22 protein-coding genes, 2 tRNA genes and 1 pseudogene are annotated in these 20,281 nt (G+C 66.7%); 6 read left to right on the top strand and 19 right to left on the bottom strand.

The window, feature by feature from the left end:
- Positions 1-159: 159 nt before the first annotated feature.
- The 3 genes and pseudogenes from THIMADRAFT_RS01980 to THIMADRAFT_RS01970 form a co-directional block, all read left to right on the top strand.
- A pseudogene (locus tag THIMADRAFT_RS01980) lies at positions 160-378 on the top strand (HigA family addiction module antitoxin); the annotation flags it as partial.
- 817 nt (positions 379-1,195) lie between these two features.
- Entirely contained in the window at positions 1,196-1,486 is a 291-nt protein-coding gene (locus THIMADRAFT_RS01975; protein WP_007191268.1) for a type II toxin-antitoxin system TacA family antitoxin, read from the top strand.
- Positions 1,483-1,995 (top strand): GNAT family N-acetyltransferase, encoded by a 513-nt coding sequence (locus THIMADRAFT_RS01970; protein WP_007191267.1) that lies wholly within the window; start codon positions 1,483-1,485, stop codon positions 1,993-1,995. The genes THIMADRAFT_RS01975 and THIMADRAFT_RS01970 overlap by 4 nt, the downstream gene beginning before the upstream one ends.
- Positions 1,996-2,619: 624 nt before the next feature.
- Here the strand turns inward: THIMADRAFT_RS01970 and THIMADRAFT_RS01965 are convergent.
- The 17 genes from THIMADRAFT_RS01965 to THIMADRAFT_RS01880 all read right to left on the bottom strand — a co-directional run bounded on the left by THIMADRAFT_RS01965 (position 2,620) and on the right by THIMADRAFT_RS01880 (position 16,755).
- The gene (locus tag THIMADRAFT_RS01965) at positions 2,620-3,057 is read right to left on the bottom strand and encodes a hypothetical protein (RefSeq protein WP_007191266.1); all 438 of its coding nucleotides are present in this window, start codon (positions 3,055-3,057) and stop codon (positions 2,620-2,622) included.
- Positions 3,058-3,061: 4 nt separating this feature from the next.
- Positions 3,062-3,319 carry a type II toxin-antitoxin system Phd/YefM family antitoxin gene (locus tag THIMADRAFT_RS01960; RefSeq protein ID WP_007191265.1) on the bottom strand — a complete coding sequence of 86 codons (258 nt, stop codon included), beginning with the start codon at positions 3,317-3,319 and terminating at the stop codon, positions 3,062-3,064.
- Positions 3,320-3,544: 225 nt separating this feature from the next.
- Positions 3,545-6,304, bottom strand: a complete 2,760-nt coding sequence (gene traN / locus THIMADRAFT_RS01955; protein ID WP_007191264.1) for a conjugal transfer protein TraN — start codon at positions 6,302-6,304, stop codon at positions 3,545-3,547.
- Positions 6,291-7,322 carry a TraU family protein gene (locus tag THIMADRAFT_RS01950; protein ID WP_007191263.1) on the bottom strand — a complete coding sequence of 344 codons (1,032 nt, stop codon included), beginning with the start codon at positions 7,320-7,322 and terminating at the stop codon, positions 6,291-6,293. Before THIMADRAFT_RS01950 ends, traN begins: the two co-directional genes overlap by 14 nt.
- On the bottom strand, positions 7,319-8,503 hold the full coding sequence (locus THIMADRAFT_RS01945; protein WP_007191262.1) for a TrbC family F-type conjugative pilus assembly protein: 1,185 nt from the start codon (positions 8,501-8,503) through the stop codon (positions 7,319-7,321). Before THIMADRAFT_RS01945 ends, THIMADRAFT_RS01950 begins: the two co-directional genes overlap by 4 nt.
- Positions 8,490-9,020, bottom strand: a complete 531-nt coding sequence (gene lepB / locus THIMADRAFT_RS01940; RefSeq protein WP_007191261.1) for a signal peptidase I — start codon at positions 9,018-9,020, stop codon at positions 8,490-8,492. Before lepB ends, THIMADRAFT_RS01945 begins: the two co-directional genes overlap by 14 nt.
- Positions 9,017-9,394: a hypothetical protein gene (locus THIMADRAFT_RS01935; RefSeq protein WP_007191260.1), complete on the bottom strand. Its 378-nt coding sequence runs from the start codon at positions 9,392-9,394 to the stop codon at positions 9,017-9,019. The genes lepB and THIMADRAFT_RS01935 overlap by 4 nt, the downstream gene beginning before the upstream one ends.
- On the bottom strand, positions 9,384-11,798 hold the full coding sequence (gene traC, locus THIMADRAFT_RS01930; protein ID WP_007191259.1) for a type IV secretion system protein TraC: 2,415 nt from the start codon (positions 11,796-11,798) through the stop codon (positions 9,384-9,386). Before traC ends, THIMADRAFT_RS01935 begins: the two co-directional genes overlap by 11 nt.
- Positions 11,795-11,956 (bottom strand): RRXRR domain-containing protein, encoded by a 162-nt coding sequence (locus THIMADRAFT_RS27325; RefSeq protein WP_007191258.1) that lies wholly within the window; start codon positions 11,954-11,956, stop codon positions 11,795-11,797. The genes traC and THIMADRAFT_RS27325 overlap by 4 nt, the downstream gene beginning before the upstream one ends.
- Positions 11,953-12,870 carry a hypothetical protein gene (locus THIMADRAFT_RS01925; protein WP_007191257.1) on the bottom strand — a complete coding sequence of 306 codons (918 nt, stop codon included), beginning with the start codon at positions 12,868-12,870 and terminating at the stop codon, positions 11,953-11,955. The genes THIMADRAFT_RS27325 and THIMADRAFT_RS01925 overlap by 4 nt, the downstream gene beginning before the upstream one ends.
- Before the next feature lie 86 nt (positions 12,871-12,956).
- A complete protein-coding gene (traA, locus tag THIMADRAFT_RS01920; protein ID WP_007191256.1) occupies positions 12,957-13,289 on the bottom strand; it encodes a TraA family conjugative transfer protein in 333 nt (110 codons plus the stop codon).
- Between the two features lie 84 nt (positions 13,290-13,373).
- Positions 13,374-13,778, bottom strand: coding sequence for a TraV family lipoprotein (locus THIMADRAFT_RS01915; RefSeq protein ID WP_007191255.1), 405 nt, complete (start codon positions 13,776-13,778; stop codon positions 13,374-13,376).
- A 9-nt stretch (positions 13,779-13,787) separates the two neighbouring features.
- Positions 13,788-14,033, bottom strand: coding sequence for a hypothetical protein (locus THIMADRAFT_RS01910; protein ID WP_007191254.1), 246 nt, complete (start codon positions 14,031-14,033; stop codon positions 13,788-13,790).
- On the bottom strand, positions 14,030-14,797 hold the full coding sequence (locus tag THIMADRAFT_RS01905) for a DsbC family protein (RefSeq protein WP_007191253.1): 768 nt from the start codon (positions 14,795-14,797) through the stop codon (positions 14,030-14,032). Before THIMADRAFT_RS01905 ends, THIMADRAFT_RS01910 begins: the two co-directional genes overlap by 4 nt.
- A 206-nt stretch (positions 14,798-15,003) precedes the next feature.
- On the bottom strand, positions 15,004-15,381 hold the full coding sequence (locus tag THIMADRAFT_RS01900) for a hypothetical protein (protein WP_040729209.1): 378 nt from the start codon (positions 15,379-15,381) through the stop codon (positions 15,004-15,006).
- Positions 15,382-16,546: 1,165 nt separating this feature from the next.
- Positions 16,547-16,622 (bottom strand) — tRNA-Glu (locus THIMADRAFT_RS01885).
- A 57-nt stretch (positions 16,623-16,679) separates the two neighbouring features.
- Positions 16,680-16,755 (bottom strand) — tRNA-Ala (locus THIMADRAFT_RS01880).
- Positions 16,756-16,947: 192 nt separating this feature from the next.
- On the opposite strand from THIMADRAFT_RS01880, the gene htpX reads away from it, so the two are divergent.
- The 3 genes from htpX to THIMADRAFT_RS01865 all read left to right on the top strand — a co-directional run bounded on the left by htpX (position 16,948) and on the right by THIMADRAFT_RS01865 (position 18,632).
- The gene (htpX, locus tag THIMADRAFT_RS01875; RefSeq protein WP_007191251.1) at positions 16,948-17,835 is read left to right on the top strand and encodes a protease HtpX; all 888 of its coding nucleotides are present in this window, start codon (positions 16,948-16,950) and stop codon (positions 17,833-17,835) included.
- 232 nt (positions 17,836-18,067) lie between these two features.
- The gene (locus tag THIMADRAFT_RS01870) at positions 18,068-18,256 is read left to right on the top strand and encodes a YceI family protein (RefSeq protein ID WP_007191250.1); all 189 of its coding nucleotides are present in this window, start codon (positions 18,068-18,070) and stop codon (positions 18,254-18,256) included.
- 64 nt (positions 18,257-18,320) lie between these two features.
- Complete coding sequence (locus tag THIMADRAFT_RS01865; RefSeq protein ID WP_007191249.1) at positions 18,321-18,632, top strand: hypothetical protein; 312 nt, start codon at positions 18,321-18,323, stop codon at positions 18,630-18,632.
- A gap of 37 nt (positions 18,633-18,669) precedes the next feature.
- Here the strand turns inward: THIMADRAFT_RS01865 and THIMADRAFT_RS01860 are convergent, their stop codons facing one another.
- Together THIMADRAFT_RS01860 and THIMADRAFT_RS01855 are read right to left on the bottom strand one after the other, a co-directional pair.
- Positions 18,670-19,485, bottom strand: a complete 816-nt coding sequence (locus tag THIMADRAFT_RS01860) for an HAD-IIA family hydrolase (protein WP_007191248.1) — start codon at positions 19,483-19,485, stop codon at positions 18,670-18,672.
- Positions 19,486-20,067: a DUF3501 family protein gene (locus tag THIMADRAFT_RS01855; protein ID WP_007191247.1), complete on the bottom strand. Its 582-nt coding sequence runs from the start codon at positions 20,065-20,067 to the stop codon at positions 19,486-19,488.
- Positions 20,068-20,281: the final 214 nt, after the last annotated feature.

Here is a 20,281-nt window from a genome sequence, read left to right as displayed (position 1 = left end):
TTTTGCTGGGGATGTTCAAACACTCAATCGGTTGCACGGTGCACGAAGCGGTCAACTGCTCTTTCTAGGATCGATGATCGATGGCGTGTGTGCTTCGTCTGGTCAGCCGACGGGCCGACGGAGGTCGAGATCGTCGACGATCATTAGGGTACCACTGCAATGACCGACAAACTGCCCCCGATTCACCCCGGCGAGATCCTGCGCGAGGACTTTATGCTGCCGCTGGGCCTCTCCAGCAACGCCCTCGCGCGTGCGATCGGCGTTACTCCGGCACGGATCAACGAGATCGTGCGCGAAAAGCGCGGGATCACGGCCGAGACCGCCCTGCGGCTCGCCCGCTTTTTCGGAACCGAGGTGGATCTCTGGAGGAACCTTCAATAGCGTTAGGATCTGGAACGCGCGAAGGATCTGCTCGGCGATTCACTTGAACAGATTAAGCCCATGCACCTTGCGGCCTGACGGAGGGATCCGCGGCGGGCTCCTCGTCGTCGCCTCACCTTGCCGTCGCGTTGCCGGTTGACTGATTCGTGATCGGTACTCCGCCGACAGTGGTAGTTCCTGTCATCACGAAGGAGAGGGCGCAGCGGAGCGTCATAAAGCGACAGGGGACCTGCGTCGCGGCACGTGGCTGGGGGGCCGGGAATGGGGGTTGGTCAGACCTATCGAGTTTGTTGGGTTGATCACTGGCATCTGGGCCCGAGGAGCGGTTCCTGTATCCGGAAGGTCTGGGGGTAAGGGACGGCCATGAGCGGTCACCCAGCGCCCGAAAGGCGGTGACTCTTCAATCCTGACAACGGAAAGTCGCTCGCGGCTCAACGAGTGACAAGTCACGACCCAGAGCTGACACTGAAAATCAGCCAGTGATTGGCCGCAATGCGACACAGAGCTGCCGCCCGTAACGGCGCTGGATCGTCCAACCTCCCGGCAGCAGAGATCGGCTCTTCCTCCTCGACGGCAGCACGATTGACGACCGTGCTGTTTGTCTGTCTTTCCTCGCCGCCCCGATAGTGCAGCGGCGAGATGCCGCCATAGGGATGGTCGCGCGCAAGCGCCTCGCCCAGAAAGCGACCAGCTTTCCATCGTGCACAGAGGCCGCTTGCGCTCTTCGGTCACCGGGACCCGATACGAAATGAAGTGCGTGTTGTCATGACAATGTCTGTCGAATATCATGGAGATAGATCAACTGGAGACGAGCATGCCGAACCCTCAAGCCCGAAGCACGAAGCTCGATCTGCGGCTCACGCCCGAGGCGAAGGCGCGGCTCAGTGCTGCGGCCTGGGAGCGCCACCAATCGGTGGGCCAGTTTGTATTGAGCAGCGCACTGGAGCGCGCCGACGAGACCCTGGCCGATCGGCGCCACTTTGGGCTCAATGCCGAGCGCTGGAGCGCCTTCATGGCCGCGCTTGAGATGCCGCCCCGCGCGCTGCCGCGCCTCGAGCGTCTCTTACGTGAGCCGACGCCCTTCGATCCGCCCGACTCTGCATGACGGTCGGCTTCCGGATCGAGAAGCTGCGGCGCGACCATCTGCTCGACGCGTTCTTGAGCGGCCGTGAGACGCTCGATCGCTTCCTCCTGCGCTATGCCTTCACCAATCAGCAGGCCAACGCCTCGCAGACCTATCTCGGTCTGCATGATAAAGAGGTGATCGGCTTCTACACCCTCGTGGTGGGTGAGGTGGCGTATGACGATGCTCCGGAGCGACTGACCAAGGGGTTCGCCGGCCATCCCGTGCTCATCATGCTGCTCGCCCGGCTCGCAGTCGCCGTCACTTGCCAGCGTCGTGGGATCGGCGCGGGCTTGCTCAAAGACGCTATGCGCCGCACGCTACAGGCCGCCGAGACTGGCGGTATCCGCGCCTTCGCGGTCCATGAAAAGGACGACGACGCCCGGCGTTTCTACGCTCACTTTGGTTTTGCGCCCTCGCCGACCGATCCGCTTCATCTGTTCCTCCTGGTCAAAAACCTGCGCCGGCTACTCCCTATCGCGGATCTGTGATTGCGTCCGCGCTCGCGGCGAGCACGGCGCCGGGGGTCAGTTAGATCTTCGGACGGTCGCCGACCGCGTCTGCTGAGCTGTTTCGCTGCCGCTGGCTGACAGCGATGACCTGACCGCGGAGATCTGACGCTTGGATACAGCGCCTGGCGAAGGTGTCTGCTTACTCGGCCTCTCCGGCCGCTCTTCCAAGGTGCATGCGTGACCTGTCAATCGACAGAAAGCAGGGATGACGAAGTCGGCGTCGTCGACTCGGTCAGTTCCGGAGAGACCACGAGTGACCGTTCGATCCTGGCAACGGAAAATCGAGCGCGCTTCAACCAGTGACAAGTAACAACCCCAAGGGCCATTCAGACTTCGGGGTAATGAATGGCGGCTTCAGGGGGTTGAGCTGCTTTTGATGCGGCGCCCACCATTGCCGGCTCATCGGCCGAAGCGGCCGTGGCCCTTCCAAAGAATAATCGTCGGGTTTGTGAAACAGGACAGTTGTACATCTGGCCAGGAAGAGCGGGGCGATTTCAAATATGGCGTCAAGTTGCTTCCAACTCCGGTAGCGGCGTTGCCGATGGAGGTCGGCCGGGACCGGCGGATGCCGCGAGCAGCGAAACAAGCTTGGTCATGGCATCCTCATTCGGTTCGCGGCACGAGACCGACGCGGCGGGCCTCGAGTGCTCGCAGCAATTTGGTCTTGATCTCCTTGAACAGAACCCCGGGTAACTCGCCATAGGCCACGCTCCCCAAGTCGCCGGGACGCGCGAAGCGCAAATCCGGACCCGGCCACGTAAATCGGTTGGCTTCGGTTAAGATCACCCAGGATCGCTCGTTGTCCAGTGCGAGACGGCGCTTGGTCGCAGGCGGAAGCTCGACGGCCAGGGACGGGTCTGCCGGCGGACTGTGGGTGACCGGCAGAACCGTGACGATTCGCTCTCCCTCCTGGTTTGTCGTGACCAAAATCACGGCGCAGGGGCGGTCCTTGAGTCCTTCCTCTTGGCCGCGTCGGTGTGCATCTCCCCATAAGTAGGCGTAGCGAATCACCAGACCCGGGATTGGCTCCGGCAATGTCACTGTTCTAGCCGGTCACTTCAGCGTCGAACGTGGCGGCGTGAGGTGATGCCTCGACGGCGCGGATGGCTTGGAGGTCGGCCTCGGTGAAATCCGCCAGCTGCATGACCTGCCGGTCACGTTTCTTCAGCCGTTGGTATTCATCCACCGACAAGACCACCAGCCGCTCGCGTCCGTTGCGCGTGACCGCGACCGGCTCCGTGAGGGCAACATCTTGATAACGGCCGAAGTGTCTCTGAAATTCGGCGGAACTAATGGTGACCATAACCTTGCGTCCTCGAGATCTGTCATTTCGATATGATACGTAAGATCCGAATGATGCGGAAGATGGCAAGCCGTTCTTTGACCTGGTTCGAATTCCGTGAATGATCGACCGGTGTGGCTTTTCCGGACGGCATCAAGATGCCGAAGCGCTCGCGCGGAGGCGCGCAGCGGGCGCATTCACGGCTCGGCGGCGAAGGATCTCGGGGTGAACGATCCCGACCCGCGCCTACTCGGCCGGCAGAGCCGGAAGCGTCTCGCGCCACAACTCGGACTCGGCCTCCTTGCGGACCTCCTCGCTGTCGAGTCCGTCGCTGCGTTGCACGGTGCGCGTCGCCGCATCCGCCCGGCCCTCGCTTCGGACGCTCAGCGCGCTGCCCGCGCCGGTGAGGTCCTCGACGGTGAGGGTGTCCAGGGTCGGGAAGTGTCCGGTCTCGTAAAGGATCGCCAGCCACTCGTCCAGATTCACCCGGGTCCAGTCGACCCGCGCGAAGTCCCGGATGTCGATCCCGGAGCACTCCGGTGATTGCGCCTCGCCCCAGTCGCGCCCGAGCTGCGGGCGGATCTGTTGGTTGAGGATCCGCGCAAGCGGGGTGTTGAAGCAGCAATAGCTCTCGCGCTTCTCTACGCACCAGGTCAGCACCTCCTTCCTGCAGTAGGAACCGACGCGATGGCAGGCGCGCAGCTCCCGCTTCGCACCCAGCTCGAACTCGCTCTGCTCGCAGGTCCAGATGATGCGGATCAGGATCATCACGACCGTGTAGATCATGTAGGCATACATCGCCCAGGCCATCGCCGTGCCGAGCCAGGCCGTGCCGCCGCCGAGCTGCAGCACCGAGCCTTCCGCCACCACGCCGCCGGTGACCGCCACCCCGCCGCTCGTGGTCGAGAAGAGCGCATTGACCGCGGCATCGCCGAAGAGCTGCGCGGCCCATTCCGCGGTCTGCTTCAGAAGCGCTTGTTTGACCGCATTCACTCCAAACTCGGCCGCGGCATCGGTCGCGGCCGCCGCGGTCTTGCCGGTGAAGCTGTTGGCGACGCTGACGAAGGACTCCTTGACCGCGCTCCAGGTGGCGGTGACCGGCTGGCGCAGGGTCTCCCAGGAGCCGCGGATCATGGCCCCTTTGTCGAGCCCCATGATCGCCGCATCGATCTTCCCGAGCGCGAAGATCAGACTGATGTAATCCGCCAGCGAAACGCCTTCGGGTCGCGTGCAGCAGTTGACGATCCCCCCGACCGCGCGTTTGCATTGATGGGCGCTGCCCGAGAACACCCGACAGCTGCCGCCCGGTGTGCACTGCATGTCCGAGACCGCCATCTGCACGGTCTGCAAGGCCCCGACCGCCTTGGCGAAGTCCGCGGACTGTTCCTCGGGAAATTCGGCGCAATCCGTGCCGAGGCAGCGCACCGGACCGGCACAGTCGAGCGTGCGGTTGCGCTCCAGAGACGGGATGGTGCGCGCGGTGCCGCAGTCCCAGGTCTCTTCGAACAGAAAACAGATGCCGCGGTTGTCGACGGCCCCCTCGACGCATTCGGACTTGATGAAGCCGCAGGCCGGATCGGCCTCCAAGGCGATGCAGTCGGAGGGTTGATCGCCGTCGTTGTAGGGACACTGCAGCTGTCCCTGCGGATCGGTCCAGCACGGCATCGGCCCTTGGTTGAAGCCCGAGCAGCTCGCGGTGACCTTGATCTCGGTGCAGAAGGGGTTCTGATCGGCCACGGGCGGAGCGGCCATGGCGTCCGGGCAAACGCGAACGTCGGCGTTCTCGTAACAGCCGTCCGCGGCGAGCGGGGGCGAGCCCAAGCACTCGAGCGTCCCGCTGCAGAAGTCGCTGCCGAGGATTTCGAGCAGGTCGTAGCAGCCGTCGTTCGGACCCCAGAGACTGCGCAGCGGCGGGGAGGCATAACGGATCTCCACCTCGAGCCGGATGCCGCCGGTCCAGGCGGCATCGTAGAGCTGCTGAATGCACCAGGCGCAGCCCGGCTCCGGCAGGGTCCCGTCGCCGAAGGTCCAGACATGGCCGTGGCGCAGGGTGAAATCGCCCCCGTTGCGCAGCGCCTGGGTCATCGGCTGCGCCGAATAGCCGAACGCGGTGCTCTGCACGCGGTTCGTGCCCGGAAAGGTCGCCGAATACCGCCCTTGATAGTGCTCGAAGAAGAATCCCTCCTCGGGCTCGGGCTGCGCCGGGCGCTCCTCGAAGGCAAGGGTCACCCGAATGTCCGTCACGCGCGACGGATCGCTCACGCCGAAGCCGCCCTCCAAAGGCGTCTGCAGGTCCAGCGGCGCGGATCCGTGCCAGGCTCCGGCGCGCTCCAGCACGACCCGCTTGCAGCCGGGTCCGCAGCTCTCCAACTCAGCTCCGCCGGTGACCGACACGAGACTGTCCGGGGCCGGGAGCACATAGTCGTGATACCAGGAGCAGGACCCGCCTTGCGGGGTCAACCGATCGCAAGTGCGCAGGTCCGGGATGTGGACCTCGCGGGTCCCGTTCTCGAAGGTCGTCTCGGTCTCGCAGTGGCCGAAGGTCTCGGCGATCGCCTCGAAGTCGTCGAGCACGTCGTCGGTTTGCGCCCACAGCGGGTCGATGCGCATGTCGGCACGGGAGCGCTCCACCGATCCGCGCAGGGTGCGGTACGCCTCGCCGGTCGGCGAGCCCTCGGAGATCAACTCAACTTGGGCCTGTTGGCCTTGGATCAGGGTGCCGTGGTGATTGCCGTAGAGCTCCGAGAAGCGCGCCGGATCGCCGCCGGCGGCGCCGGGAAAGAGTGCGTCGAGCCGCAGGTTTCCGCCGGGCATTGTCAGTGCATCGCCGGAGAGCGCCGGCAGCGTCAGCGTACCGGCCGCGTCGCGCCCTGCCTGTTGGCCAGCGTCGACGGCGTCGGCGAAGTCATCGCCCCACACCAACGCCCAGGGGGTCCAGGCCAGGGCGATGCAGAGGAGGCCGGTCAGGACCCGAACCGGGAGGGGATACCGTTCAGAAGGTTGCACAGCAGTCGTTCCAACGCCACAGCAGATAGAGATGGTCCTCCCCGACCGCCGGGATGTTGCGCCACTCCCCCCAGGTCAGCGGGCTCTCGCCGATCACATGGGCGCGCTGTGTCTCGGGCAGGGGGTAGAACATCGAGAGCTTGTACTGGCTCTTCGGGAGGAAGGGTGCGATCGGGGAGCCGCACAGCGCGTCGTCGCCCATCGTGCGGCGCGCGAGTCCTCGGCGGTGCAGGGCCGCCAGCGACCGGGCCGCGGCGAGACTGGTTTCGCGGGCACGCGAGCCGAGGGTCGGCCCGCGCCCGGTGAAGGGATAGAGGTTGCCCCAGGTCCCGGCACACCAGAAGAGCGCGTCGATCGGGGTGCCCGCGGTGGCTGCCGCGGCATCGGCCAAACAGGCGGCCAGGGCGACCGGATTGGCGAGCCAGGCGGCCTCCGGATTGGTGAAGAAGGCCAGCTCGTCGTGGTTCCAGGTCGGATCCAGCTCGGAGAGATAGAGCAGGTCCAGATCGACGTAGCCGTCCGGGTTGCAGCGGTCGTCCCAGAACAGATCCAGCAGGATGAGGAGCGGGAAGGCGTACCAGTGGAAGTTGTAGAAGGACGTATCGCTTGCGTCGTATTCCGCTTGTCCCGCGGTGCCGAGCAGCCGGCGACTGCCGAGCGGCAGGCGGATCCCGCCCAAGGCCGGCGCGCAGCGCGGCGCATGGACCAGCTCGATCAGCCGTGCGGGCTCCCACATCCCGACGGTGAAGCCCGGATGCGGCACGCCGAGGCCGTCGTTGCAGGCGCAGAACGGAGCCGAGGCCGCACCCGCCGGTGCGGTTCCTCCGAACAGGGGCATGCCGGCGATGCGGATCGGAAACAGACAGGCCCAGCAGATGTCGGTGATCAGTTTGCCCGAGAACAACTCGGCGTCCGGGCAGGCGGGATCGGCGGCATCGGCCACGCCGAGGGGTGCCGTCAGAAGGGCCGCGAGGAGCAGAGCAGGGCCGACGAGGCGGGGCAGGGTGGGTGCCTTCATCGGGGTTCCTCCGGGGGATGCTCGCGCACCAGGAAGACACGACCGGCGGCCTCGACGCTCGCCGGCACGCGCTCCAGGGCGAAGCGTTCGCGCACGTCGGGGGTGAGCAGATAGACCGTCTCCTCCAGGGCATCCTCGATCGCGCGAAAGCCCTCCCAGCCGGCCTCGCGATCCAAACGGGTCGCCAGATAGACCGTCCGCAACGTCCCGGCGCTCTCGCCCAGACGATGGGCCGTGCGGACCTGGGCTGCTTCGGTCGGATCGAACACCACCAGACGCAGCCCGAAGGCCAGGCGATCGAGCGGGTTGAGCCGCTCGCCGGCCCGCACCAGGACGGTGCCGTCCGGCAGGGCGATATCGGCCTTGGCCTCGATCACGGGATCGATCACCCGCGTGCGAGCCTCCCGCGCGGCCGGCAGATGTTCGAAGGCCGCGCGTGTCCAATAGCGCGCGAGCGCATGCTCGCGCAGTGCCGTGAGATCCAGCGCGGCGATCCGACGCGCGATCTCCTCGAGCATGTCCGGTTCGGAGATCGTCTCGACCGGTCCGCGCACGCCCAGATCCCCGGTCCGGCCGGCCGCCACCTGCGCCTGCAGCCAGGCCGGATCCGACAGGCCGGCGACCCGCGCGATCTCCCCGTCGGGTCCGGACAGGATCATCAGCGGGACGGCCTCGGCGCAGGCCTCGCGAAAGGGTGTCGGGTCGAGTTCAACCGTGGGCAGCGGATCGAGGCCCTCAAGCTCGGCATGGATCGCGCGCATGAAATCCATCAGCGGTTCGCCTTCGGCCACACCCCGAAAGACCACTCGCACGTCGGGTCGGGCGGCCGTGGCGAAGATGTCGCGCAGGGCAGCCGCGCCCAAGGCGCGCGAGACCAGGAGCGTGATCGTCTGCGTTGGGGTTGCGTCCGGACCTGGGACGGCGGGCTTTTGCGCGGTGGTCAGTCGCTGCATTCGTTCGCGTTCGGCCACGCCGAGCACCTCGCCCGCGCGCGCCGAGGTCTCGGAGCCCGGCCGGAGCCAGTCCGGGAGTGGCGTGCCGGAGACCGCCTCTTGGATGGCACCGGCCTGATCGCGCAGTGCCCGCAGGTCGGCGCGCTCGCTCGCCTGGACGGAGGCCGCCGTTGCGATCTGGAGCAACGCGCCAAGCAGAGCAGGGTAGCGAAGGTCAGAACACCGCATAGGCCCGCCCGATAATCTGATGACGGGGCAGCGGCCCCCAGTAGCGCGAGTCGAAGCTGTCGCGGGTGGCACCCATGATCCAGAGCGCATCGGCGGGGACCACGACCTCGCGGACGAACGTCGCTGCGGGCGTGCCGAGCGTGCCGGCCAGATCCAGTCCTTCGCCGACCGTTCGCCCGTCCACCCGCGTGGTCTGTTCAGTGACCGAGACCGTTTCTCCGGGCAATCCGACGACCCGCTTGATGACCTGCATCTGCATCGGGAAGAACGGCGCCATGCGCTCGCCGGCGGGGAAGGCGTAGAGGCCGTCGCGCGCGATCGCGCTGTCGTGGCGATCCACCAGAAAAACGGTGTAGGGCGGCAAGCACTTGTCGACCTGATCGTCGATCGCGATGCGAAAGCGCGTCCCGAAATACAGCATCGAGGCCAGGACGACGAGCAGCGCCGGCAGACCGTGCCGGATGGTGCGCGCCAGGCGGGCTGCGGGCGAGGCGGCGATGTGGGTGTCTGCGCTCACGGCTGCCCCCTCGACGGCACATCCCGCGGCCGGACATAGACATCCTCCGGCGCGGCGAGCACGGCCTGGGCGTCCAACACCAGAACGCCACCGTCGGCGAGACGCACGGCGGTTGTCCTGAGGTCCGCGATCGCCTCGCCGACGTCCTCCGGCGCGATCCCGTCAAGGGCGGCCGCGACATCGATGATCAGCACCGGCGGGCGGGTGGCGATGGCCTCGCGCAGCGGCCGGGCCGTGATCTCGGCACCGAGGTAACCGCCGGCGAGTGCCGCCGGCAGGATCGCCGCGAACAACAGGATGGAACCTGCACGGCGATCCGCGGGAACCCGGGTTTCCGGGTGCCGAATCTCGGGGACGGTGGTCTCAGGCAGCATCGGACGCCTCCGTCTCGGCCCCCGCCAGCAACCGGTTGATCGCCTGCTCGACGCTCATCCCGCGCTCGCGCAGACGCCGGATCGCCGCCACGTCCGCGGGCTTGGTGGAGTAGAGGAGTTGCCGGAAGGGGTCGACCATCAGCCGGCCGATCCCCGCGCCGCTGTCGGTGAGGGTCATGATCTCGGAGTAGGCACCGGGGACCGTATGCACGGTCTTGAGCATCTCCGCCCCCGCGGCGGTCATCGGCAGACGGTGATCGGCCTTGAGACGATCGATGGCGTGACCGGGCTGGGCGAGCAGGAGGGTGTGGGCGCTGTTGTCGGCGATCGCCCGCCCGGTGGGGTTGGCGTAGAGGTCGGCGAGGGACTGGGTGACGGTGATCGCGGCCCCGTTGTACTTGCGAAAGCGCCGGTAGCCGTGCTCGATGAAGGTCGCGACATCCCCCTGGGTGAGCAGATCCCAGGCCTCGTCGATCAGCACCAGCTTCTGGCGTGCGCGCTCGCCCAGGTACATCGCCTGCTGGATCTGGAAGATCAGCTGCAGCAGGATGACCTGCTGGAGGTGTTTACGTCCTTTGAGCTCTTCGAGCTCGAGCACCACCAGATCCGCGCTGAAGTCCATGGTGTTGCGCCCGTGGAACCAGCGTCCGTATTCCCCGCGCGAGGTGAAGGGATGCAACTGCACGCCGACGTCCTGCAGGCGCTCGTCGGCGCAGGCGAGCATGGCCGCGGCGATCAGATCCACGGTCATCGTCGTGCCGTGGGTGTCCCACAGCTCGCGCAGGGCGCGTTTGAGCCCGGCGGTGCGGTAGTCGCCGAGCGGCTCGGTCGGGGCGGCCATCGCCGTGACCATGGCGGCGATCACGTCGGCGTCCTCCTCCCAGGTGCGAAGCAGCTCGAAGGGATTCAGCACGATGTCCGAATCGGCGGTGAAGGCGACGAACTGCCCGCCGAGGGACGCGCAGAGGTTGGCGTAGCTGCGCCCGACGTCGATCACCCAGCAGCGCCCGCCGACACTCAGGTTGGTCGAGAGCAGCTCGTTGGCGAGGAACGACTTGCCCGAGCCCGAGGAGGCGGCGATCACGGCGTTGTAGTTGGTCGCCGAGTCGAAGAGGCTCAGATCCACGAGCTGACCGGTGCGCCCGATCAGGTTCAGCACCGGGGTGCCGGTGCCCTTCCAGTCGCCGAAGACCGGCATGAGCGCGACGGCGTGGGCGGCGGAGAGGGTGCGGTAGCGAAAGCTGGTGCGGATCGCCCCGCGATCGGCCCCGAACGGCAGACAGTTGAGAAACAGCGGCAGCACGAAGAAGCGGTCGGTCAAGACCTGAAAGCCGAGCTCGCGCCAATAGGTGCGCAGGTTCGAGGCCGCCCCGGCAGCCTCCTCCGGGGCGGTGAAGAGCACGATCCCCAGATAGGCCTGGAGCGGGCGGTCGCCATGATCCAGACGGGCGAACAAGGCGTCGAAATCGCGCTTGTTATGGGCCAGACGCGGCATGTAGTGCGACAGATTGCCGCTCACCTGATGGGCCGCCCATTGGGCGCGCGAGGTGAGATTCACCCGCGTCGCCTCGGCATCCGGGAAATGCAGGTTCAGGGTGATCAGCGCAGTGTGGCGCACCCCGCGCGAGCCCGAGAAGGGATCTCCGAGGAAGCGCGCGGCCAGCCCGAAGCCGGCCCGGTCGGGAAAGCGTTTGACCGAGAAGGTCTGGATGCGTTGCTCCCCGAGCGTGATGCCCTTGGCGTCGACGTCGATGCCGACGTCGTAGTCCAGATACTGATCGCGGACCGGACGCCGGGCATCGCACTCGGGCGTGATGCGGTCGCGCCACCCCGCCTGCGGCCCCCAGTTGAGCAGGGTCGTCATGATCCGCACGTGGCGGTCGGCGGTGAGGCTCGTCGGGCGCATCCCGGCGGTGACCAGCACCTGCAGGGCGGTCGCCTGCAGCTCGCGGGCATCGCGCAGCTCGTGCGCGCTCGGCTGCGGGGCGGCCAGCGGCAGCTTGGCCGTGACCAACACCTGCAGCTCGCGCAGACGCAGATCGCTCGACGGCGAGACCGGAGCGCTGCTGCCGGCGCGCAGATAGGCGGCGGTGCGGCGCGTGGATTCGCGCAACAGCGCGGTGGCGGTCTCGATGCGCAGCCCTTCCATGCGCGCGACCGTCTCCTCGATATCCGGCGAGGTCCAGAGCGCGACCTGCAGCAGCGTCTCGGGCGGCCAGTCGAGATTGCCGAGCACCAGCAGCCGGTCGGCGTTGGACTGATCGGCGGCGGAGAGGGGCTCGCACAGATAGCCGAAGGCGAGCGACTGATCGTCGAGCAGAAACAGATGGCTGTCCGGGTCGTAGGCCAGGGTCGGGAAGAGCGCGTTGGCGCGCGAGCCGGTAAAACGGCGCGGTGTCGTCATGAGGGCTGCTCGGTCAGGCGGATGATCGGGGGTGAGGTCGAGATCCAGGTCGCGCGGCCGCGGCGGACCATCTCCCGGGCGCGGCGGCGGGCACAGTCGCTCAGGGGTTTGCCGGAGGGCGAGCGCACCTGGACCGAGGCGCTGCGGGAGCGGCTCATGGCCGTGCCCCGTGAGCACTGTCGAACAGGCGGGTCTCCGCGAGTCGGACCATCGGAGTGCGGTTGCTCGGGTCGGCAGGCAGGGAGCCGAGCGACACCAGGGTCGCGCCGTCGACGGCGGCGACTTCGCGCGTGACGATTAGCGCATCGGCGATGGCGGACGGATGAAGCCGGAAGACGGCTCCGCGCGCGTCCAGACCCGCTTCGGTGTCCGAGGCCGACGCGAACATCGGCTGCGGGTGACGTCGGATGTGCGCCGCGCTCCAGGCGAGCGGGTCGACCGCGTCGGCCGTGAAGAGCGCGCCACCGTCGGGGAGCAGGACGGCCAGGCCATGGGCGGTCGTGGCGACGGCGAGGCGACCGGCACTGTTGTGTGCATGCGCGCCTGTCGTCTGCGCTTCGCCGGTCGGTTCAACGGAATATTCCGCCTCGCTGCAGAGCGCCGAGGCGCCGGGGGTCGCCTCGGCGTGGGAACCGGGGGCTACGCCGCAGCGCGTGATCACCAGCTCCTGTGACCGGGACGCAACGCCGTCGGCGTGGTGCCGTGCCATCCGGTAGGCGACCACGAAGAGACCGTCCGCGCCGTCCGAGGCGAGGGCGATCGCACGATCGAGCACCGCGATGTCCGGATCCGTTGGATAAAGAAGATCGGCGGTGCCCGCGAGCCAGGCGTCGCGATGGGCGAGCGCGCCGTCGATGACCTGCAGCGCGCTCGTGCAGCCCGCCGAGGCGAGTAAGGGCATGCGCCGGCAGACGTGGACCTCGCCCGAACGCGGATAGACGACGAGATCGCCGACACCGGGCAACACGCCGATCAGGGATTCGGGAAGCCGCGGGGCAGCGTCGGCATGCGCGACCGCAATTGCCATGACGAGGGCCACGCCGGCGATGGCGCGCCAGTGGAATCCGACCATGAAGACCTCGCGTGGAAAATGGGTCCCGTGGTCGGGACCCGGCAATGGACCCGATGGTCGGGGTCCGGGCGATCGGAACGATCCGATCAGAGGACGGGCAGGGTGGCGGTGACGACGCCGTCGACGATCGCCGGGGCCAGGAACATGCCCACGCCGGCGGCGATGCCCAGGACGAAGCCCATGATCGACTGGCGTGCGGCACCGGCGATGACGCCGATGATGATGAAGATCACGGCCACCACGCGGCCCAGAAAGCCGGTCATCCAACCGGTGAGCAGGGTGTAGAGGGCCGAGAACTCGGTGCCGGTGGTACCGGCCGAGGCGGTGGCGGAGATCGCCAAAACAACCAGGGTCGCGGCGAGGCCCGCGAACAGCAGGGTCCGGCGGTCGCGACCGGACAACGGGGGCGGGGACAACATGAAACGCTTCTCCGAAGGGTTGAGGAACCCGCGCCGCGCGGGTTCGGGTGGGCCGATCGTCCGGTCTGCACCGGACCACGGTGTTCAGGCGCCGCGCTTGTCCGCCCGCGGCAGGTGCGCGGGTGCGTGTGCCGGATCCGTCGGAACCGCATCCGGGGGCAGGACCGGCTGACCGCCCGGCGCGGCCGATCGCGGCTGCACCTGCAAGGGTCGCAGTACGGTCAAACCCCCGTGCGGTTCGCCGTCGTAGTGCCAGTGCTCGCGCAGCACCTCGATGTACACCGTGGAGGGCGGATACAGATCGCCGGTCGCATCCTCCCAAGGGGCGATCCAGGCCTGCATCGCCGAGGCGGCGGCGCGTTTGGGTTGATACTCGGCGGGGCGTTGGTCTTGAGCCGCCACCGATTCCGGGACGGGTGCTCGGGTGGCGCAGCCGTTCAGGGCGGCGAGCGCCGAGAGCATGAGCGGCAGCGTGAGGCGTGAGGTCATGGCGGTCTCCTAATCGCGCAGGCGTGTGGTCCACGCCCAACCGGACCCGGCTGCAAACCCGCTTTCGGTTTCGATCGGCAGGGCGCGTGCGACCGACGCGGGCGGTGGCCCGGCCCCGTCGCTGAGGCTGTAGACGGCACTCGGCGGCAGACAGAGCGGTTTGCCCGGATAGCCGGGACAGGCGTATTCGGGGTTGCCCGAGGCGCAACCCCCGAGCAGGGCTGCGCACAGCAGCAGGGGTGTGGCATGGATCATTCGCCGCGCTCCTCGACCGCGGCGAGCCAGGCTGCCAGGTCGGCGGGGCGACCTTGATGCAGGCGCCCGTCCGGCGCGATCAGGAAGGGCGTGCCGCGAATCCCGAGGATTTGGGCCGCGATCAGGGTGCGTTGGGCAACGGCTTCGCCGCATCCCGCCGCGGGCTCCGGGAGGTCTGCGGTCTGCCCGCCGAGCAGCGCGTCGCGCGCCTGCTCGGGAGCGGATCCGGACAGGCACGCCAGCGCGAGCACGGCGCGCTGCGAGGACTCGCCCAGGACCGGAATCGGGACCAGCCGGAAGCGATAGGTCGCGCGCAACGGCGCCAGATCGGCGTAGAGCGCGGTGCAATGGGGGCAGAAGGGATCGACGAAGACCACCACCTCGGGGCCTTCGCCGACGTCGATCGCCCCCAGATCGGCCACGTCGAGCTTCAGTCGTGCGAGATCGATCCGCCCGGCGAGGTGTTGGGTCTGATCGAACGCCGTGAGCTTGGCCCCGTGCCAGAGATCCACGGCACTGCCGCGCAGCACGTAGCGTCCGTTCTCGGAGAAGAACAGCAGCTCCCCGTCGGTGGTCTCCACCGCCTGCAGGCCGCCGGACGGCAGCTGCGCCATGCGCGCGATCGACGTGCTCGGCAACGGTTCGGCCATCCCGGGGTTCGCCAGCGACGCCGCCGCCAACCCGAGGGCGGCCAGCGAGGCACCGAGGTGTCGGGCAATACGCCCGGGCGTCTCGTCGAAGGGTGAATCGAGCTTCTGTCGCATGCCGCTGCCCTGTCCGTGAAGGTGCGGACAGAGTGCCGGCCGACGGGCGTGACGGCGACGGCGCTAAGCGCTCGAAAACGCGGCTTTACTCGCAGGTGTGTCGGCCGCTGCGCAGACGGCACAGCGAAGAGGTCGTCAAGGCGCCGACGGGGTTTTTGTGCACAATCCCTGTGGTCGGTCGTGTGGATAACCTGTGCTCGAGGGGATTAAGCGCCCGACAGGGCAGGGCGGAATGCCGGCCGGTCGCGGAATGCCCGGGTCCGGACTGCCCCGACGATCCCGTGCGCGGTGGATCCGGGGAGGGTGGTGCGTTCGTTGTGCAGGTGGCGGGTGCCGACCGGCCGAGTCGGGGTCTTTGCCGCGTGCCGCAGCGTCTGCAGGCGCTGGATGACGGTGGCGTCCCGACGCGTGCGGTGTGCCTCGTTTTCGGACCGGGAGGCGACCAGCTCGTCGACCCGTGCGTCGACCCGGCCGCGAGCGGTGCCCTGCGTGGCGGTCCGGGTGAGGACCCGTACGCCGGGTCCCCGGTCGGGCGGAATCCGGCGCACCGGATCGAGTCTGCGTTTCGAGTTGTCATTCGACAAGCGGGGGGGCGCGCGCCGACGACGTCGGTTCACTGACGGTTGAATGACGGTTCATATGACGGTTCGGGGGGCATGACGCCCCTACTTCCGGGGGCGTGACGCCTCTAGTCCGTGGGCATGACGCCCCTGGTCCGGAGGTATGACGCCCTTACCTCCGGGGGTATGACGCCTCTACCTCCGGGGACGTGAGACCCCTGGCCGGGGTGCGTAACGCGTCTACCTCCGGAGGCGTGATGCCACCGGTTCGGGGATCCGACACCGGTGCAAATGGAACGGCGCCTGGCATACGTGGCCCTCCACCCGCGCCAAAGACATCCCGCCCGACGAACGCTTCGATGTTGCACGGGAGGGCCACGAGTCGCGAGGGCACGGAATCTCACGCATGCCGGCCAGCCGTTTTGTAATTGAAGTGCGACTCCGGAAAGTGGTGTCGCTCGGCGACGTGGTGTCGAAACGGCTATCCGTAACCGAGCCCGCCGCAAATCTCCCCGATGCAGAGGCCGAAGCGAGCGGCCTGCTGAAACGCGATCCGGAGGCGGTCGGCGTCCCCGAACGCTATGCCGCGCCGAAAGCGCAATCCACTGCGTCGAACGGGGATGCTCGGGGGGGCGGAGGGCTCGCCGCGGTAGGCGGTCAAAGATCGGATCCGCCATCGGGTGGTCGGCGAGGGCCGCATCGTCGGCGTGCCGCACGCGCTATCGCCCGGTGCGATCAGCCGTCGATTCTGCTCGTTGTTCGAGGGTTGCGGACGCCGGATGGCGAATCTCTACATCAGTCGCGTCGGTATCTTCTCCTGTCGGCATTGCTGGCGTCTTGGCTGCGACTGTCAGCGCGAAAGTCAAGATGATCGTACGGCGCAACGGGCGGATACCATTCGGCAACGCTTGGGATGGGAGCCCGGTATTCTGAACGGCCCCGGCTTGGGAGCGAGGGCATTCATCAGCGGACCTTCGAGCTGCTCATGGCCCAGCATGACGCTTACGTCAATGCTGCAGTCGGCGGGATGTCACAACACCTGCGGCTGATGGAGGGAGGAAGGACTCGGTTGGACTCTTCGATATTCTGGATGCCAAGTAGCGAATCCAGTTCGCGAAACTCGATTTACCCGTCTGTTACCCGGCAGACAAAGAAAAAGGGTTAGCCTGAGCTAACCCTTTGTTTTTATTGGCGTCCCCACGGGGGTTCGAACCCCGGTTACCGCCGTGAAAGGGCGGTGTCCTAGGCCACTAGACGATGGGGACGGTGACCGTTCTCAAAAATCCGACGGAAATCACGGTGTCGGATCCTTATCGATTGATTGGTGGAGCCAGGCGGGATCGAACCGCCGACCTCAACACTGCCAGTGTTGCGCTCTCCCAGCTGAGCTATGGCCCCGATGTCGTCGAGACGCGGAATATTACCGGCGGACTTTTCGTTTGTCCAGACCGGTTTTCATGCTTTGTTGCGGACGGCGCGACCCAATATGCTGAGCAACTCGGCATGAGCCCGCATCGGCGCTTGTGCGGGGCGCGCCGCCGGTGCATCGTATGCCCGCTTTCGAAATCCATCCTCAAGGAGCCTAAATCTATGATGCGGATCTTATTGTTTCTCGCGACCAACGCGGCGATTCTCGTCGTCATCAGCGTGGTCTTCCGGTTGCTGGGGATCGACGGGCTGCTGCTCGAGAGCGGCGGGCTCGACATGAACGCGCTCTTGATCATGTCGGCCATCATCGGCTTCAGCGGATCGCTGATCTCGCTGTTCCTCTCGAAGATGATGGCCAAGCGCGGGATGGGCGTGCAGATTATCGAGCAGCCCTCCACCCCGTTCGAGCGCTGGTTGATGGAGACGGTGGCGCGTCAGTCTCAAGCGGCGGGCATCAAGATGCCGGAGGTCGGCATCTTCGACTCACCCGAGCCCAACGCCTTTGCCACGGGCTGGAATCGCAACGATGCCTTGGTGGCCGTCAGCACGGGGCTCTTGCAGCACATGACCAAGGACGAGGTCGAGGCGGTCGTGGGTCACGAGATCAGTCACGTCGCGAACGGCGACATGGTGACGCTGGCGTTGATCCAGGGTGTGGTCAACACCTTCGTGGTGTTCCTGGCGCGGATCATCGGCCACACGGTCGACCGGGTCGTCTTCAAGAACGAGGAAGGCCACGGCATCGCCTACTTCGTCGTCTCGATCGTTGCCGAGATCCTGCTTTCCTTCCTGGCCAGCATGATCGTGATGTGGTTCTCGCGTTATCGCGAGTTCCGGGCCGACGAAGGCGGCGCGCGTCTGAGCAGCCGCACCCAGATGGCCAATGCGCTGCGGGCCTTGCAGCGCGTCCATCAGCCGCACGATCTGCCGGCGGGTGAATTTGCGGCCTTCGGCATCTCGGGGAATATCGGTGAAGGTCTGAAGGCACTGTTCTCAAGTCATCCGCCGCTCGAGAAGCGAATCGCGGCCCTCGAGCAGGCGCGCGACTGATTGCGGGGCGTCGACGCGCCGAATCGAGCGCGTCTTTGCCGACATCGGTATCGTATTCGGCCCGGATCGAGCGCCCGGCGTGAGCCGGGCGCTCGTTGATCGTTTCGGCCGGAGCTCTCTCGCTTGCCGGGTTCAAGCATCGTCTGATCGATCGCAACCGCTCGCTGCTGCGGATGCTCGGGCGCGGCAACCCGCGTCTATCAGGGCCCATGGCCGATTCGAGGGAATGTGGATGAAAGCAATCAATATCAAAATGTTGCCGATCGCGATCTGGTGTCTCGCCGTTGCCGCGACGATCCCGTCCGTCGCGACCGCGGCGGTCGAGCGCTATGTGATCGACACCGAGGGCGGGCATGCCTTCGTACAGTTTCGCGTGAAGCATCTCGCCTACAGTTGGCTGTACGGACGTTTCAACGATTGAAGGCGTTCGGCAATAGGGTGAAGGCGTTATGATTTCATGACTCGAAACAACGACGAGACGCGCCATGCACCCTCGCACTGCCCTGATGGGTCTGGTCTTCCTGGCGGTCGCTCCGATGTCGAATGCGGATGGATTGGGCCAGCCGATCACGGTCGAAATCGTAAACCCCGGCTTCGATGAACGCATGATCGAGGTCGTCGACAACATCTGCCGAGAGGTCGTGGTGTCGGCGACGCTGGCCGCGGAGTCGAGTGTCAGGGCACATGTCTGTACCCGGGGCATGGGTAAGGGTGACGTGACGATTCGCAACACCCTCACGGGAGCGCAGCAGCGACATGCCGACATCATCGGCGACGCGCGGTTGACGGCGCCTTAGACATCCGGGCTCGTCCGCGTCGGGTTTAGGGGTCGGATCAGGCGAGCAGCCCCGGGACATCTCGGTCCAAGGCGTCGATCAGGGCGTCCAGGCTGTTCAAATCGTAATCCGGCGGCGGCATGCCTTCCATCCAGGGACGACCCGGTGCAAACCGACCGGTGCGTACGAGTGCGGTCCACATGCCGATCCGCTCGGCACCTGCGATGTCTGTATCCGGACGATCGCCGACCATCATGCAAGCGGCCGGCGTGCAGCCGAGGATTTCGAGCGACATCTCGTAGAGCAGGGGCTCGGGTTTGCCCACGACGGTGGGCGTCACCCCGGTTGCCGCCGCAAAGGGTGCGACCAGGGCGCCGCCGCCCGGGAGCACGACATGACGACCGTCGCGCATGCCGTCGACGGCGGTGTCCGGATTCGTGGCGACTAGGCGGGCCCCACGGCTCAGGATGAGATTGATGCCGACGGTGAGCTGCTCGAAATCCAGCCCCGGGCCCTCGCCCACGACGACCACGTCGGCACACTCGGCGTCCGGCGTTCCGACCGAGCGAAGGGCCGCGTCCAACCCGCCGGCACCGACAGCGAAATAACGGAAGCCTGGCCGAACATGGCTCAGCCAGCGTGCGGTGGCCAAGGCGGAGGTGATGATCCGCTGCGGCTTCGGTCGCGGGAGACCCATCGCGGCGAAGGCGTCGGCCACCTGCTCGGGTGTGCGAATCGGGTTGTTGGTGACGAACGCATGCGGTGTCGAATGCAGCCGGTCAAGCAGCCGCCGCGCGCCCGGCAGGGGCCGGTCTCCGTGGAATAGGAGACCATCCATGTCGAGCAGCAGGGCGCGGGGCGGGGGGCGTTTCATTCAGTCGGCGAGGTCGCGGGCGAGCGAGTCACGGATCTCCGGTGCTGCCTCGACCTGATAGCCGTACTCCGGGTGATCGGTGCCGAGCGCGAGCTTTGCGCCCTGTTTCATCGCCGCGGCCATCGGCGCCGACAGCTCGAAGCGCAGGAAGTGCACGGACGACGTCTTGGTCGCGTCCTCGCGCTCCATGTCCTCGTCGGCGATCGCATAGACGCGATCGAAATCGGCGACCTGGACCCACACCCGATCCTCGATACCGCGCAGCCGTGTCAGGGCATCGCGCCGTTCGTCGACGTCCTCGTACTCGATCATGAAGGTCGCCTTCCAATTGCTGCCGTCCGGGATCAGCGGGTTGTAGGCGTCGAGCTCGTCTTGAATCCCCGCGGACTCGAAGATGCGCTCGGCTCGCAGCATTTCTTGGATCTGGTACTGCATGGTCAGGCGATCTTCGAAGTAGAGCGTGGCATGCGCGCCGATCGCGACCTGACGATGCTTCTTGTGGGCCATCACGCGGGCCCGGAAATCACTGCGAACCTCGGCGTACTTCTCGAGGCTGTAAAGGTCGTCTCGTGTCAGATGCATAGTCGTCTCCAAACCGATTGAGATGTCGATGCCGCCGCTTTTGCGGCGAACCCGAGTCCGAACGCTCGAGCCACAAAGCGCCGCAGGTCGCGAGTACCTGCCATCCGACGCCTTTTCCGCCTCCTTCATGCGCCCGCCCAACCCGCGTTCAGGGCGGATGCCGGGGTGGTCGAGTTGCGCTCGACCCCGCTGGCCGTCAGGCCAGCCGAAGAGG

Origin of the sequence: Thiocapsa marina 5811 (assembly GCF_000223985.1) — a bacterium.
In the GTDB taxonomy this organism is placed as follows: Bacteria; Pseudomonadota; Gammaproteobacteria; order Chromatiales; family Chromatiaceae; genus Thiocapsa; species Thiocapsa marina.
This window is presented reverse-complemented; position numbering and strand designations above follow the sequence as displayed.

Coding starts and splice junctions, on each gene's coding strand:
- THIMADRAFT_RS27325 (WP_007191258.1), bottom strand. CDS start 11,956: ATGAGCCGCTCCCGCAGCGCCTCGGTCCAGGTGCGCTCGCCCTCCGGC.
- THIMADRAFT_RS01905 (WP_007191253.1), bottom strand. CDS start 14,797: ATGCGACAGAAGCTCGATTCACCCTTCGACGAGACGCCCGGGCGTATT.
- THIMADRAFT_RS01915 (WP_007191255.1), bottom strand. CDS start 13,778: ATGACCTCACGCCTCACGCTGCCGCTCATGCTCTCGGCGCTCGCCGCC.
- THIMADRAFT_RS01870 (WP_007191250.1), top strand. CDS start 18,068: ATGAAAGCAATCAATATCAAAATGTTGCCGATCGCGATCTGGTGTCTC.
- THIMADRAFT_RS01950 (WP_007191263.1), bottom strand. CDS start 7,322: ATGAAGGCACCCACCCTGCCCCGCCTCGTCGGCCCTGCTCTGCTCCTC.
- THIMADRAFT_RS01910 (WP_007191254.1), bottom strand. CDS start 14,033: ATGATCCATGCCACACCCCTGCTGCTGTGCGCAGCCCTGCTCGGGGGT.
- THIMADRAFT_RS01935 (WP_007191260.1), bottom strand. CDS start 9,394: ATGCTGCCTGAGACCACCGTCCCCGAGATTCGGCACCCGGAAACCCGG.
- THIMADRAFT_RS01860 (WP_007191248.1), bottom strand. CDS start 19,485: ATGAAACGCCCCCCGCCCCGCGCCCTGCTGCTCGACATGGATGGTCTC.
- traA (WP_007191256.1), bottom strand. CDS start 13,289: ATGTTGTCCCCGCCCCCGTTGTCCGGTCGCGACCGCCGGACCCTGCTG.
- THIMADRAFT_RS01855 (WP_007191247.1), bottom strand. CDS start 20,067: ATGCATCTGACACGAGACGACCTTTACAGCCTCGAGAAGTACGCCGAG.
- THIMADRAFT_RS01960 (WP_007191265.1), bottom strand. CDS start 3,319: ATGGTCACCATTAGTTCCGCCGAATTTCAGAGACACTTCGGCCGTTAT.
- htpX (WP_007191251.1), top strand. CDS start 16,948: ATGATGCGGATCTTATTGTTTCTCGCGACCAACGCGGCGATTCTCGTC.
- THIMADRAFT_RS01945 (WP_007191262.1), bottom strand. CDS start 8,503: ATGCGGTGTTCTGACCTTCGCTACCCTGCTCTGCTTGGCGCGTTGCTC.
- THIMADRAFT_RS01970 (WP_007191267.1), top strand. CDS start 1,483: ATGACGGTCGGCTTCCGGATCGAGAAGCTGCGGCGCGACCATCTGCTC.
- THIMADRAFT_RS01975 (WP_007191268.1), top strand. CDS start 1,196: ATGCCGAACCCTCAAGCCCGAAGCACGAAGCTCGATCTGCGGCTCACG.
- THIMADRAFT_RS01925 (WP_007191257.1), bottom strand. CDS start 12,870: ATGGTCGGATTCCACTGGCGCGCCATCGCCGGCGTGGCCCTCGTCATG.
- traC (WP_007191259.1), bottom strand. CDS start 11,798: ATGACGACACCGCGCCGTTTTACCGGCTCGCGCGCCAACGCGCTCTTC.
- THIMADRAFT_RS01865 (WP_007191249.1), top strand. CDS start 18,321: ATGCACCCTCGCACTGCCCTGATGGGTCTGGTCTTCCTGGCGGTCGCT.